Source organism: Rhodanobacter sp. UC4451_H18 (genome assembly GCF_052978225.1).
Genome location: NZ_CM129663.1, coordinates 635773 through 650158 on the forward strand (window position 1 = coordinate 635773; position 14386 = coordinate 650158).

12 protein-coding genes are annotated in these 14386 nt (G+C 66.5%); 5 read left to right on the top strand and 7 right to left on the bottom strand.

Annotated features, from left to right (window positions below; translation table 11 throughout):
* Positions 1-15 precede the first annotated feature (15 nt).
* The 4 genes from ACVCMG_RS03115 to ykgO all read left to right on the top strand — a co-directional run bounded on the left by ACVCMG_RS03115 (position 16) and on the right by ykgO (position 3704).
* Complete coding sequence (locus tag ACVCMG_RS03115; RefSeq protein ID WP_395118152.1) at positions 16-273, top strand: acyl-CoA-binding protein; 258 nt, start codon at positions 16-18, stop codon at positions 271-273.
* 81 nt (positions 274-354) lie between these two features.
* Entirely contained in the window at positions 355-2373 is a 2019-nt protein-coding gene (locus ACVCMG_RS03120) for an oxidoreductase (RefSeq protein WP_447114853.1), read from the top strand.
* Between the two features lie 231 nt (positions 2374-2604).
* Positions 2605-3516: a LysR substrate-binding domain-containing protein gene (locus ACVCMG_RS03125; RefSeq protein WP_447099054.1), complete on the top strand. Its 912-nt coding sequence runs from the start codon at positions 2605-2607 to the stop codon at positions 3514-3516.
* A 62-nt stretch (positions 3517-3578) separates the two neighbouring features.
* The gene (gene ykgO, locus ACVCMG_RS03130; RefSeq protein ID WP_007080705.1) at positions 3579-3704 is read left to right on the top strand and encodes a type B 50S ribosomal protein L36; all 126 of its coding nucleotides are present in this window, start codon (positions 3579-3581) and stop codon (positions 3702-3704) included.
* Positions 3705-3930: 226 nt separating this feature from the next.
* Here ykgO and greA read toward each other — a convergent pair whose 3' ends face one another.
* Genes greA through carA form a run of 3 tightly spaced genes read right to left on the bottom strand, consistent with a single transcriptional unit; the run spans position 3931 to position 8760 of the window.
* Positions 3931-4407 (bottom strand): transcription elongation factor GreA, encoded by a 477-nt coding sequence (gene greA, locus ACVCMG_RS03135; protein WP_395118146.1) that lies wholly within the window; start codon positions 4405-4407, stop codon positions 3931-3933.
* Positions 4404-7631, bottom strand: coding sequence for a carbamoyl-phosphate synthase large subunit (carB, locus tag ACVCMG_RS03140; protein WP_395118144.1), 3228 nt, complete (start codon positions 7629-7631; stop codon positions 4404-4406). Before carB ends, greA begins: the two co-directional genes overlap by 4 nt.
* 1 nt (position 7632) lies before the next feature.
* A complete protein-coding gene (carA, locus tag ACVCMG_RS03145) occupies positions 7633-8760 on the bottom strand; it encodes a glutamine-hydrolyzing carbamoyl-phosphate synthase small subunit (protein ID WP_447114854.1) in 1128 nt (375 codons plus the stop codon).
* A 215-nt stretch (positions 8761-8975) separates the two neighbouring features.
* Between carA and ACVCMG_RS03150 the strand changes: the two genes are divergently transcribed.
* Positions 8976-9671, top strand: a complete 696-nt coding sequence (locus tag ACVCMG_RS03150) for a 2OG-Fe(II) oxygenase (RefSeq protein ID WP_395118139.1) — start codon at positions 8976-8978, stop codon at positions 9669-9671.
* A gap of 37 nt (positions 9672-9708) precedes the next feature.
* Here the strand turns inward: ACVCMG_RS03150 and dapB are convergent, their stop codons facing one another.
* The 4 genes from dapB to grpE all read right to left on the bottom strand — a co-directional run bounded on the left by dapB (position 9709) and on the right by grpE (position 14368).
* Complete coding sequence (gene dapB, locus ACVCMG_RS03155; protein WP_447114855.1) at positions 9709-10500, bottom strand: 4-hydroxy-tetrahydrodipicolinate reductase; 792 nt, start codon at positions 10498-10500, stop codon at positions 9709-9711.
* An 82-nt stretch (positions 10501-10582) separates the two neighbouring features.
* Positions 10583-11710 carry a molecular chaperone DnaJ gene (gene dnaJ / locus ACVCMG_RS03160; RefSeq protein ID WP_447114856.1) on the bottom strand — a complete coding sequence of 376 codons (1128 nt, stop codon included), beginning with the start codon at positions 11708-11710 and terminating at the stop codon, positions 10583-10585.
* A gap of 109 nt (positions 11711-11819) precedes the next feature.
* The gene (dnaK, locus tag ACVCMG_RS03165; protein ID WP_447099055.1) at positions 11820-13736 is read right to left on the bottom strand and encodes a molecular chaperone DnaK; all 1917 of its coding nucleotides are present in this window, start codon (positions 13734-13736) and stop codon (positions 11820-11822) included.
* A gap of 98 nt (positions 13737-13834) precedes the next feature.
* Positions 13835-14368, bottom strand: coding sequence for a nucleotide exchange factor GrpE (gene grpE, locus ACVCMG_RS03170; RefSeq protein ID WP_447114857.1), 534 nt, complete (start codon positions 14366-14368; stop codon positions 13835-13837).
* Positions 14369-14386: the final 18 nt, after the last annotated feature.

Genomic DNA, 14386 nt, shown 5'->3' on the forward strand with positions numbered 1-14386 from the left:
CAGGTCCATTGCCCCATGAACGATCTGCGTCGAGAGTTCGAGCAAGCTGCCGAAGATGTCAAAGGCCTGGCCAAACGGCCGGACAACGACACCCTGCTCAAGCTCTACGCCCTGTACAAGCAGGGCACCGAGGGCGACCTCAAGCGGACCCAGCCGGGCTTTTTCGATTTCGTGGGCACTGCCAAGCACGAAGCCTGGGCGCAGTTGAACGGCGTTCCTGTCGAGGAAGCCATGCGCCGCTACATCGCGCTGGTGCAGCAACTGCTGGCCTGACAGCTCCGTCTCCCGCCCCGCTTGCTTTTGCAGGCCCATTGCCGGCACATTCATACGATCGTTTGAAGCCGCGTGGATCGCATGAACTATCCCAAGCTGTTCGCCCCGCTGGATCTGGGCCACGTCACTTTGCCCAACCGCATCCTGATGGGTTCGATGCACACCGGGCTGGAAGATCGCGCCCGCGACTACGACAAACTGGCCGCCTATTTCGCCGAACGCGCCCGCGGCGGCGTGGGACTGATGGTCACCGGCGGCATCTCGCCCAGCATCGAGGGCTGGCTGAAGCCCTTCGGCGGTCGGCTCACGATGCCCTGGCACAAGCCGCGCCACCGCAAGCTCACCGCCGCCGTCCATGCCGAAGGCGGCCGCATCTGCATGCAGATCCTGCACGCCGGGCGCTACGGCTATCACCCGCTGTCCGTGGCGCCGTCGCGGATCAAGTCGCCGATCACGCCCTTCACGCCGCGCACGCTGTCGCCACGCGGCGTCGAGCGCACCATCGGCGACTTCGTCCGCTGCGCGCAACTGGCCCGGGAAGCGGGCTACGACGGCGTCGAGGTGATGGGGTCGGAGGGTTACCTGATCAACGAATTCATCGCCGCGCGCACCAACCGGCGCGACGATGCATGGGGCGGCGATGCGCAGCGACGCATGCGCTTTCCGGTGGAGGTCGTGCGGCGCACACGCGAGGCCGTCGGCCGCGACTTCATCATCATCTATCGCCTGTCGATGCTGGACCTGGTCGACGACGGCCAGAACTGGGACGAGATCGCGGCCCTGGCCAAGGCCGTCGAGACCGCCGGCGCCAGCATCATCAACACCGGCATCGGCTGGCATGAGGCGCGCGTGCCGACCATCGTCACCAGCGTGCCCCGCGCCGGTTTCGCCTGGGTCACGCGCCGTCTGATGGGCGAGGTCTCGATCCCGCTGGTGGCCACCAATCGCATCAACATGCCGGAGGTGGCCGAACGCATCCTTGCCGATGGCGACGCCGACATGGTCTCGATGGCGCGCCCGCTGCTGGCCGACCCGGCGTGGGTGAACAAGGCCAGGGCCGGCCGCAGCGAGCGCATCAACACCTGCATCGCGTGCAACCAGGCCTGCCTGGACCACGTGTTCCAGAACAAGCGCGCCAGCTGTCTGGTCAACCCGCGCGCCTGCCACGAAACAGAGTTGAAGATCGAGCCGACCCGTGTGCCCAAGCGCATCGCGGTGATCGGCGCCGGCCCCGCCGGCATGGCTTGCGCCAGCACGCTGGGCGAGCGCGGCCACCAGGTGACCCTGATCGACCGCGCCGACGAGATCGGCGGGCAATTCAACGTCGCCAAGCGGATCCCGGGCAAGGAAGAGTTCCACGAAACCCTGCGCTACTTCGGCCACCAGCTGCGCGATACCGGCGTCGAGCTGCGTCTGGGCGAGAACGCCGACGTTGCCATGCTGCGCGATGGCGGCTACGACGAGGTGGTCGTTGCCACCGGCGTCACCCCGCGCCAGGTCGATTTCCCCGGCAGCGACGACCCGCGCGTGCTGGGCTATCTCGACGTGCTGGCGCGGGACCGACCCGTGGGCGCAAGAGTAGCCATCATCGGCGCTGGCGGGATCGGGTTCGACGTGGCCGAGTTTCTCGTCGAACGCGCGCCCTCGCCCACCACCGACGTCGCCCGCTGGACGCGCGAATGGGGCGTGGACATGGCGCTGCACGCTCGCAGCGGCCTGCTGGACGCGCGACCGGAGGCGCCAGCGCGACAGGTCTGGCTGCTGCAGCGCAGCGAAGGACGCCCCGGCGCCCGACTCAACAAGACCACCGGCTGGGTGCATCGCGCCACCTTGAAGGCCAAGCAGGTGACCATGCTGGGCAAGGTCGGCTACGAGCGCTTCGACGACCGCGGATTGCACATCACGCTCGACGGCAAGCCGCAGGTCCTGCCGGTCGACAACGTGGTCGTCTGCGCCGGCCAGGAGCCAGATCGTCGACTGGCCGATGCCCTCATCGCCGCGGGCATGAGCGTGCACGTGATCGGCGGGGCCGACGTGGCCGCGGAGCTCGATGCCAAACGCGCCATCGCGCAGGGCACGGCGCTGGCGGCGCGACTCTGAACGGGCCGCGACGACGCCAGCGCGGCACCGCAAAAGAAAGCGCCCCGCATGGTGCGACGCATCGACATGGGTTCAGGGGGGGAGTTGAACCAGATGTCGTATTCAGCGTCGCTGCGGGGCGAGGGCCACCGCCACTGGGGGAGGGGATAGTGGGGCGACGCGGTGATTTTATGATCGACCGAATAAAGTATCCAATATATATTTACGCTCGTTTTTATTCGACTTTGCTATATGTTTGATTTCCGCCAGTTGCGCTACTTCGTGGCCGTCGCCGAGGAGCTGAGCTTCACGCGGGCCGCCTTGCGCCTGCATCTTTCGCAGCCGCCCCTGTCGCAGCAGATCAAGTCACTGGAGCAGGATCTGGGCGTGCGCCTGCTGGAGCGGAGCAAACGCCACGTCTCGCTGACGGAACCGGGCCGGGTATTTCTCGAACAGGCCAGGCACCTCCTTGCCAAGGCAGACGAGGCGCGCAGCCAGGTCGTCGCCGCTGCCGCCGGCCACAGCGGCCACCTGCGCCTGGCCTACACCGTGTCGGCATCGTTCCACCCGGCACTGCCGCGAATCCTGCTCCGTTACGGACAAGTGGCGCCCAAGGTGGGACTGAAACTCGACGAGATGTACACCGAGCCGCAATTCGCCGCGCTGCTGGGCGGCGAGATCGACGCCGGCTTCGTCCGCGGCGAGCCGGCGCACCTGCAGGACGCGCGCAACCTGAGACTCAGCGTGATCGACCGCGAGCCGCTGTTGCTTGCCATGCCGGCGGGGCACCGGCTGGCCGGACGCAGCAGCGTCGACCTTGCCGAGGTTGCCAGTGATGCCTTCGTGTCGCAGCCACGTGCGCTCGCCGCGACGCTGTATGACCGCCTGGTGACGCTGGCGCAACACGCCGGGTTCCAGCCCGCCATCGTCCAGCACGCCCAGCAGATCAACGGCTTGCTGGCGCTGGTCGCCGCCGGATTGGGACTGGCGCTGGTGCCGTCCAGCCTGCGGACGGTGCGGCTGCCCGGTGTTGCCTATGTGCCGCTGGAGGACCCGAACGCCTTTCTGCTGCTGGCCGTGGCCTGCCGGGCCAACGACCCCTCACCGGCGCTGCAACAGTTCCTGGCCACCGTCACGGAAGTGGCTGTCGCGCCAGGCTTGTGAGCTGCCGCGAGCCTCGTTATACTTGCGAGCTTGAGTTTTTCATTTGGTGTCAGGAGCCTGCCGTGAAGGTGCTTAATTCTCTGAAGTCCGCCAAGGCGCGGCACCGCGATTGCAAGATCGTGCGTCGTCGCGGCAAGGTGTTCGTGATCTGCAAGAGCAACCCCCGTTTCAAGGCTCGCCAGCGCTGAGTCATCGCGCACGTGCCGGCAAAAAAGCCGCTCATGCGGCTTTTTTTGTGCGCGTGTGGAATCGGGCCCTCGAGGTGCTTCACGACGGCCGAAGGGGCGCTCATGCGAAAGCTGTCCTGATCCCGGGCGGACCGCAAGATGGATTCCGTGTTCGCGCGAATGACGAAAGCAGGCCGGCACGCGACCATCCCCGCCCTTGGCGTCGAGGCTGAGTCTTTCCAACCCCTCAGTCGTAGTGGACGTCGATGATTTCGTAGTGTTTGACGCCGTTGGGCGCGGTGAACTCGAAGCTGTCGCCGGCGCTCTTGCCGATCAGGGCGCGGGCGATCGGCGAGGAGACGGCAATCAGGTTCTGCTTGATGTCCGCCTCCAGGTCGCCGACGATCTGGTAGGTCACCGGGGTGCCGCTGTCCTCGTCCTCCAGGTCGACGGTCGCGCCGAAGACCACCCGCTTGCCCGCATTGAGCCGCGACACGTCGATGACTTCGGCGGTCGACAGCAGCCCTTCGAGCTGGGCGATGCGCCCCTCGGTGAAGCTCTGCAGTTCGCGCGCGGCGTGGTACTCGGCGTTCTCCTTGAGATCGCCGTGCGCCCTAGCCTCCGCGATGGCCGCGATGATGCGCGGGCGCTCGATGGATTTCAGCCGTTCCAGTTCCGCGCGCAGGCGTTCGGAACCGGTTTTGGTGATCGGGGCACGACTCATGCGCTCAGCTCCTGATGCAGTTCCTGCAGGCTGTGGACCTCACCACCGCCACGGAAATCCAGCGAGTGCACCAGCGCGCGGGCACCAGCCACCGTGGTCGAGTAGGTGACGCGGTGCTGCAGCGCCTCGCGGCGGATCGAGAAGGAATCGGCGATCGCCTGTTTCCCCTCGGTGGTGTTGACGATGTAGACGATTTCGCCGTTCTTGATCGCGTCGACGATGTGCGGCCGGCCTTCCATCACCTTGTTGATGCGCTCGCACTTTACGCCATGCGCGGTCAGGTAGCTGGCGGTGCCGGCGGTCGCCACCAGGCTGAACCCGCGCGCGATGACTTCGGCGGCCACCGGCAACAGCAGCTCCTTGTCGCCGTCACGCACCGACAGGAACACCTTGCCCAACGACGGCGGCCGGATGCCCGCGGCCTCGTGGCCACGCGCGAACGCCGCGCCGAAGCTGCGCCCGACGCCCATGACCTCGCCGGTGGAGCGCATCTCCGGTCCCAGGATGGGATCGACGTTCTGGAACTTCAGGAACGGGAAGATCGCCTCCTTCACCGAGAAGTACGACGGGATCACTTCGCGTGTCGCGTTCATGCTCTCCAGCGAACGCCCGGCCATCACGCGCGCGGCAATCTTGGCCAGCGGCACGCCGGTAGCCTTGGACACGAACGGCACCGTGCGCGAGGCGCGCGGGTTCACTTCCAGGATGTAGACCGTCTCGCCCTGGATCGCGAACTGGGTGTTCATCAGGCCGACGACCTTCAGCTCCTTCGCCATCGCGCTGACCTGGCGGCGCAGCTCGTCCTGGATATCGGCGCTCAGCGAATACGGCGGCAGCGAGCAGGACGAATCGCCCGAATGCACGCCCGCCTCCTCGATGTGCTCCATGATGCCGCCGATCAGCACGGTGCCAGCGGCATCGGCGATCACGTCCACGTCGACTTCGACCGCGTGGTCGAGGAAGCGGTCCAGCAAGACCGGCGAATCGTTCGACACTTTCACCGCGTCGCGGATGTAGCGCGACAGGTCGGCGTCGTCGTGCACGACTTCCATCGCGCGGCCACCAAGCACGTAGCTCGGGCGCACCACCAGCGGGTAGCCGATCTCGCGGGCCAGCGCCAGCGCCTCGTCGGCGTTGCGCGCGGTGCGGTTCGGCGGCTGCTTCAGCCCGATCTTCTCGATCATCTGCTGGAAGCGCTCGCGATCCTCGGCCAGGTCGATCGAGTCGGGGCTGGTGCCGATGATCGGCACGCCGGCCGCTTCCAGCGCACGCGCCAGCTTCAGCGGGGTCTGCCCGCCGTACTGCACGATCACGCCCTTGGGCTTTTCGAGGTGGACGATTTCCAGCACGTCTTCCAGGGTCACCGGCTCGAAATACAGCCGGTCGGAAGTGTCGTAGTCGGTCGACACGGTTTCCGGATTGCAGTTGACCATGATGGTTTCATAGCCGTCCTCGCGCAGCGCGAGCGACGCATGCACGCAGCAATAGTCGAACTCGATGCCCTGCCCGATGCGGTTCGGGCCGCCGCCGAGGACGATGATCTTGTCGCGATCGGTGGGCAGCGCCTCGCACTCTTCCTCGTAGGTCGAGTACATGTAGGCGGTGCCGGTGACAAACTCGGCGGCACAGGAATCCACCCGCTTGTACACCGGACGCACGCCAAGAGTGTGGCGCAGGTGGCGCACCGAGGCCTCGTCGGTACCGAGCAGCTCGGCGATGCGTGCGTCGGCGAAGCCGAGTCGCTTGAGTTCACGCAGACGCGGGGCGTCGAGCGCGGTAATGCCTTGCCGGGTGATCTCCGTCTCGGCCAGCACGATGTCCTCGAACGCGGCGAGGAACCAGGGATCGACCCGGCTTAGCTCGAACACCTCCTCCAGCGACAGGCCGGCGCGGAACGCATCGGCCAGGTGGAACACGCGATCGGGACGCGGCTCGCGCAGCTCCCGCTTGAGCACCGCCAGACCGTCGTCGGTGCCGATGTCCAGGCCGGTGGGATTGAGGCCGGTCTTGCCGATTTCCAGCCCGCGCAAGGCTTTCTGCAGCGACTCCTGGAAGGTACGGCCGATCGCCATCACCTCGCCGACGGATTTCATCTGCGTGGTCAGGCGCGCATCGGCCGCGGGAAACTTCTCGAAGGCGAAACGCGGGATCTTGGTAACCACGTAGTCGATCGACGGCTCGAACGAGGCCGGGGTCCGACCGCCGGTGATGTCGTTCTTCAATTCGTCCAGCGTGTAGCCCACCGCCAGCTTGGCGGCGACCTTGGCGATCGGGAAGCCGGTGGCCTTCGACGCCAGCGCCGAGGAGCGCGACACGCGCGGATTCATCTCGATCACCACCACGCGACCGTCGTCGGGGTTGATGCCGAACTGCACGTTGGAGCCGCCGGTATCCACGCCGATCTTGCGCAGCACCGCGATGGAGGCATCGCGCAGGCGCTGGTATTCCTTGTCGGTGAGCGTCTGCGCCGGTGCCACGGTGATCGAGTCGCCGGTGTGCACGCCCATCGGATCGAGGTTCTCGATGGCGCAGATGATGATGCAGTTGTCCGCGGTGTCGCGGACCACTTCCATCTCGAACTCCTTCCATCCCAGCACGGATTCGTCGATCAGCACCTCGTGGGTGGGCGACATGTCGAGGCCACGCTTGACGATGGTCTCGAACTCTTCCTTGTTGTAGGCGATGCCGCCGCCGGTGCCGCCCAGCGTGAAGCTGGGCCGGATGATCACCGGGAAACCGAGTCGGGCCTGGATCTCCACTGCATGCTCGAAGTTCTTGGCCACGTCCGACTTGGGGCTGTCCAGCCCGATCTCGGTCATCGCCCGCTTGAACAGCTCGCGGTCCTCGGCCATGCGGATCGCTTCGCGCCGGGCGCCGATCAGCTCGACGTCGTACTTCTCCAGCACGCCGTGGTCGGCAAGGTCCAGCGCGCAATTGAGCGCGGTCTGCCCACCCATCGTCGGCAGCACCGCATCCGGGCGCTCCTTGGCGATGATGCGTTCCACCGTCTGCCAGTTGATCGGCTCGATGTACACCGCGTCGGCGGTGTCCGGATCGGTCATGATCGTGGCGGGATTGGAGTTGACCAGGATGACGCGGAAGCCTTCTTCCTTCAGCGCCTTGCAGGCCTGCGCGCCGGAGTAGTCGAACTCGCAGGCCTGGCCGATCACGATCGGGCCGGCGCCGATGATAAGCACGCTCTTGATGTCATTGCGCTTGGGCATCTCAGCGAGCCTCCTGCATCAGCTTGGCGAAACGTTGGAACAGATAGCCCATGTCATGCGGTCCCGGGCTGGCCTCGGGATGGCCCTGGAAACAGAAGGCCGGGCGATCTGTCAGCGCGAAACCCTGCAGCGAACCGTCGAACAGCGAGCGGTGGGTCAGCCGCACATGGGCCGGCAGACTGGCCGGATCGACCGCGAAACCGTGGTTCTGCGAGGTGATCAGCACGCGGCCGTCGTCCAGATCCTTCACCGGATGGTTGGCGCCGTGGTGGCCGTATTTCATCTTCAGCGTGCGTCCGCCCAGCGCCAGCCCCATCAGTTGATGGCCCAGGCAGATGCCGAACAGCGGAATCTTCGCGTCGAGGAAGACGCGCGTCGCCTCGATCGCGTAATCGCACGCAGCGGGATCGCCCGGGCCGTTGGAAAGGAACACGCCATGGGGCTGCATCGCCAGCACCTCCGCGGCGGGAGTCTGCGGCGGCACCACGGTAATGTCGCAACCCTGCTCGGCCAGCAGGCGCAGGATGTTGAGCTTGGTGCCGAAGTCGTAGGCCACCACCTTGAACTGCATGGCCGGCTGGTTGAACGCCGTGCGATCGAGGTCATAGCAGCCCTGATTCCATCTGTAGGGCTTGCCGGTGCCCACGACCTTGGCCAGGTCCATTCCGGCGAGGCCGGAGAAGCCGCGCGCCTTGGCCAGGGCATCTTCCGCGTCGACCTGCGCGGCCGCCACGATGCAACCGGCCAGCGCGCCCTTCTCGCGCAGTATGCGGGTCAGCCGGCGCGTGTCGATCCCGGCGATGGCCACCGTGCCGTGGTCGGCGAGGTAGTCGGGCAAGCTGCGAGTGGAGCGCCAGTTGCTGGCACGCCGCGGCACGTCGCGCACGATCAGGCCGGCGGCATGCACGAGATTCGACTCCACATCCACCTCGTTGACACCAGTGTTGCCGACGTGCGGGTAGGTCAGCGTGACGATCTGGCGCGCGTAGGAGGGATCGGTGAGGATCTCCTGATAACCGGTCATGGCGGTATTGAAGACCACTTCGCCGACCGTTTCGCCAACGGCGCCGATGGCGTGGCCATGAAAAATGCTGCCGTCTTCGAGGGCCAGCAGGGCAGGATGCGACATAACAAGGACCGCCTTTTTGATGCAGCAAAGTCCGCAAGCCGCAGTATTGCTGGCTTGTGGAGTTTGGAGGGGAAGCTTTCCGGGCGGGTCGCAATGATAGGCTGCGGGCACGTTCCTGTCCACCTTGCGGCAGCATGAATCGGCCGATGCCCGGTGCGTCGCGTATGGAGCGCGAACGGTACACTAGGCCTCATTTCAATGGAGCTGGACGTCCCATGGGTGCCGTCGTACTGCTGGACCCCGCGCGTCTCGATCGCCCGGATACCACGATCCGGCACCAGCCTTTCCCGTTCATGGTCGCCCACGGACAACTGCCCGACGAGATGCGTGCGGATCTCGATCGCGATTTCCCGCGCTATGCCAGCGCCGGATTCTTCCCCTACGAACCGGCCGATTGCGGCGCCAGCGTCAATGCGCTGATCGAGGGCCTGACCTCCCCGGAGTTCGCCCGCGCCATCGGCAAGCGCCTGGGCATCGAGGAGCTGGACCGCTATCCCACCCTGGTTACCCTGTGTCGCATGCTCAACAAGCGCCATGGCACGATCCACACCGACAGCCGGTCGAAGATCGCCACCGCCCTGCTCTACCTCAACGGCCAATGGCCTGACACCAGCGCCGGCTGCCTGCGATTCCTGCACAGCATGGACGACATCGACGCGATGGTGATGCCCGAGCTGATTCCACTGTACGGCGAGTTTGCGGTGTTCAAGCGCTGCGACAACTCCTTCCACGGCCATTTGCCGTACGAGGGCGAACGCCGCGTCATCCAGGTCGCCTGGCTCACCAGCGAGGAAGAGAAGCTGCGCAAGACCCGTCGCGGCAAGTTCTCGCGGGCGTTCAAGAAGGTTTTCGGCGGCCTCGACCGGAAGTTCGGCGCCAGCCGGGGCCGCAACGCCGCACATCGCGATTGAGCCGGGATCAGGCTCCGGCAGCGCCGGAGGAAATGCTTCAGGGCCGCGTGGCGATGACGTCCTCCAGCCGCCACTGACCGGCTGGCCGGCCTGCGAGCCAGTGCGCCGCATGCAGCGCGCCACGCGCGAAGATCGAGCGATCGGTGGCGCGGTGGACCAGCTCCAGCCGCTCGCCCTGACCGATCAGCATGACCTGGTGCTCGCCCACGATGTCGCCACCGCGGATCACGGCGAAACCGATGCTGCCGTCGACGCGCTCGCCGCCACGCTCGAATGCCGCCGCAGCCTCCAGCGTGGTGTGGCGTGCGGCCGCCGCCGCCTCGCCAAGCGCCAGGGCGGTGCCGGATGGTGCATCGCGCTTGCGACCGTGGTGCGCTTCGACGATCTCCAGATCCCAGGCCGGCAGGGCCGACGCCGCCTCGCGCAACAGCCGCGCCAGCATCGCCACGCCGAGGCTGAAGTTGGCGGCGCGCAGGACCGCGATCTGCCGCGCGGCATCGGCCAACCGCGACGTCAGCGCGCCGTCGATGCCGGTGGTGCCGCTGACCAGTGCGATGCCGCGCTCCAGACAATGGTCGAGCGCAGCTCCCAGCGCCGCAGGCGTGCTGAAATCGACAATGACGTCGATCGGCGGCGCCTGCGTCCAGTCATGCGCGTAACGAAGGGTTCCGTTTGCCACACCGGGCACGGGCTGGCCGGCGTGGATCGACCCCGGCGCCACCACGGCATGCACCAGTTCGGCGTCGCCGTCGGCACCCAGCAAGTCGAGCAAGGCGCGGCCCATGCGGCCGGAGGCACCGTTCACGGCAAGTCGAAAGGGGCGTGTCATCGGCGCAGCATTCCTCGGGGTCAGGCGTCCATGCTAACCGCGCAGCCCGGCCGCGGGGTGGCGGCCGCAGGCCCGCTTCGCCTCAGGCGGTCACGCGGGACCAGAATTTCTTCACGCCGTCGACCCAGCCCTTGGCGCGCGGCGTGTGCTTGTCGGCATCGCTGCCGCTGAACGTGGCCTCCAGCGACTCCAGCAGCTCGCGTTGCTGGCGCGTCAGGCGTACCGGCGTTTCCACCACCACCCGACAAATCAGGTCGCCGTGGCGGCTGCTGCGCACCGACTTGACGCCGCGGCCGCGCAGGCGGAACTGCGCGCCGGTCTGCGTCTCCGGCGGAATGCTTATCGGGACTTCGCCTTCCAGTGTCGGCACCGGCAGCTGCGCGCCCAGCGCAGCCTGGGAAAAGCGGATCGGCAGCTCGCAATACAGGTCGCTGCCGTCGCGCTGGAAGATGGCATGCTCACGCACGCGCACTTCCACGTAGAGGTCGCCGGCTGGCGCACCGGCCGGGCCGGCCTCGCCCTGCCCGCTCAGGCGGATGCGGTCGCCGTTGTCGACGCCCTCGGGAATCTGCACGGAGAGGGTGCGGGTCTCCTCGATGCGCCCCTCGCCGTGACACTTGCGGCAAGGGTTCTCGATCGCCTGGCCGGTACCGCCGCAATGCGGGCAGGCCTGCTGGATCGAGAAGATGCCGTTCTGCATGCGTACCTGGCCGTGGCCATGGCAGGTCGCGCACTTGGCTACCTTGCCGTCGGCCGAACCGCTGCCGTTGCAGTGATGGCAATTGACCTGGGTGGGGATCTCGATCTGCTTGCTGACGCCGAACACGGCTTCCTCGAGGTCGAGATCCATGATGTAGCGCAGGTCCGAGCCGCGGCGCGGCCGGCCGCGGCCACCGCCATTCCTGCCGAAGATGTCGCCGAAGATGTCGCCGAAGATGTCGCCCACGTCGCCGAACCCGGCGCCGCCGCGGCCGCCCATGCCGCCTTCGAACGCCGCGTGGCCGTGCTGGTCGTACAAGGCACGCTTGCGCTCGTCGGACAGCACTTCGTAGGCCTCCTTGGCCTCCTTGAACTTGTCCTGCGCGGTCGGGTCGTCGGGGCAACGATCCGGGTGGTACTTCATGGCCAGCCGACGGAAGGACTTCTTCAGTTCGACTTCGGTGACGGTGCGTTCCACACCCAGCACTTCGTAGTAATCACGCTTGCTCATTCATGCATCCACATGCTCGTCCGCCCCATGGCACCATCCGCAAAACCGCCCGCGCCAGGAACGTTCCTGGCGCGGGCTGGCCATCGGGCCGTGCCGATGACGATGCCGCTTACTTCTTGTCGTCTTTCACTTCGGTGAACTCGGCATCGACCACGTCGTCCGGCTGCGCCGAGCCGCCCGGCGCGGACTGCGCGCCGGCATCGGCCGGGCCGCCCTGCGCCGCGGCATAGAGCGCCTGGGCCACCTGTTCCAGCTTCTCGACCTTGGCCTCGATCGCCGCCTTGTCGTCACCATCCTTGGCCTTTTCCAGATCCGACAACGCGCCTTCGATCGTGGACAGCTGGTCGGCCGGCACCTTGCCACCATGCTCCTTCAACGCGCTGCGGGTGGCGTGCACCAGTTGGTCGGCCTTGTTGCGGGTGGCGACCAGCTCGTGGAACTTCTTGTCCTCTTCCTTGTTCGCCTCGGCGTCGGCGACCATGCGCTGGATTTCCTCGTCGGACAGGCCCGAACCGGCCTTGATCTCGATCTTCTGTTCCTTGCCGGTCTTCTTGTCCTTGGCCGACACGTGCAGGATGCCGTTGGCGTCGATGTCGAAGGTGACCTCGATCTGCGGCATGCCGCGCGGCGCCGGCTCGATGCCCTGCAGGTCGAACTTGCCCAGCGACTTGTTGGCGCTGGCGCGCTCGCGCTCACCCTGCAGCACGTGCACGGTCACCGCGGTCTGGTTGTCGTCGGCGGTGGAGAAGGTCTGCGCGGCCTTGGTCGGCACGGTAGTGTTCTTCTCGATCAGCTTGGTCATCACGCCGCCCATGGTCTCGATGCCCAAGCTGAGCGGGGTGACGTCGAGCAGCAGCACGTCCTTGACCGAACCGCCCAGCACGCCGCCCTGGATAGCCGCGCCCACGGCGACGGCCTCGTCCGGGTTGACGTCCTTGCGCGGCTCCTTGCCGAAGAAGTCCTTCACCGCCTCCTGCACCTTCGGCATGCGGGTCTGGCCGCCGACCAGGATCACGTCGTTGATGTCGGACACGCGCAGGCCGGCGTCATTCAACGCGGTGCGGCACGGCTCGATGGTGCGCTTGACCAAGTCTTCCACCAGCGCTTCCAGCTTGGCGCGGGTCAGCTTGATGTTGAGATGCTTCGGACCGGACGCGTCGGCCGTCACGTACGGCAGGTTGACGTCGGTCTGGTGGTTGGAGGACAGCTCGATCTTGGCGCGCTCGGCGGCATCCTTCAGGCGCTGCAGCGCGAGCGGGTCCTTGCGCAGGTCGATGCCCTGCTCCTTCTGGAACTCCTCGACCAGGTAGTCGATGACGCGCATGTCGAAGTCTTCGCCGCCGAGGAAGGTGTCGCCGTTGGTGGCCAGCACCTCGAACTGCTTCTCGCCGTCGACTTCCGCGATCTCGATGATCGACACGTCGAAGGTGCCGCCGCCCAAGTCATACACCACGATCTTGCGGTCGCCGCCCTTCTTGTCCAGGCCATAGGCCAGCGCGGCCGCGGTCGGCTCGTTGATGATGCGCTTCACTTCCAGGCCGGCGATCCGGCCGGCGTCCTTGGTCGCCTGGCGCTGGCTGTCGTTGAAGTAGGCAGGCACCGTGATCACCGCCTCGGTGATCGTCTCGCCGAGGTAGTCCTCGGCAGTCTTCTTCATCTTCATCAGCACCTTGGCGGAGATTTCCTGCGGCGCCATCTTCTTGCCGTCGGAGGTCTGCACCCAGGCGTCGCCGTTGTCGTGCGCCACGATGCCGAACGGCACGATGTTCAGGTCCTTCTGCACCTCGGCGTCGTTGAACTTGCGACCGATCAGGCGCTTCACCGCGTAGAAGGTGTTCTTCGGGTTGGTCACGCTCTGGCGCTTGGCCGAGGCACCGACCAGCACCTCGCCGTCCTTGGTGAAGGCGACGATGGAGGGCGTGGTGCGATCGCCTTCCGAGTTCTCGATGACCTTGGTCGTGCTGCCGTCCATCACGGACACGCAGGAGTTCGTGGTGCCCAGGTCGATGCCGATGATCTTGCCCATGTTCATGCTCCGAATCTATTGGCGGCCCGGCGGCCGCGATGGTTTCCAGATGGGGTTCTGCCGCAGCGATTCAATGCCGACGGCGGCGTGCGATGCGCTCAGTCCTTCGCCACGGCGACCAGCGCCGGACGCAGCAGGCGATCGTTCAGCACGTAGCCTTTCTGCAGCACGCTGACCACGGTGCCCGGCGCCTGGCCGGGGGCCGCGACCATGCTCACCGCATGGTGGCGCTCGGGATCGAGCGGCTGGCCGATCGGATCGACCTGCGCCATGCCGTGGTTCCCGGCGACCTTGAGCAGCGCTTTCAGGGTGAGACCGAGGCCCTCGCGTATCGAGGCGACGTCGCCGCCCTCGGCTGCCAGGCCGCTCTCCAGTCCGTCGTATACCGGCAGCAATTCGTTCAGCAGTTTCTCGTTGGCAAACCGCCGGGCCTGCTCCAGGTCCCGATGCAGGCGCCGACGCTGGTTCTCGATCTCCGCCTTCTCGCGCAAGACCGTTTCCTGCAGCTCGGCGTTGATCGCCTCCAGTTCGGCCACGCGGGCCAGCAGCTTGGCGAACTGGTCGCCGTCGACGGCTGGTGCCGACCCGGGGTCCATGGCCTCGTCATGCGCCTGGGTGTCGTTGTCGTGCATGCGTCACTCCCAACAAAA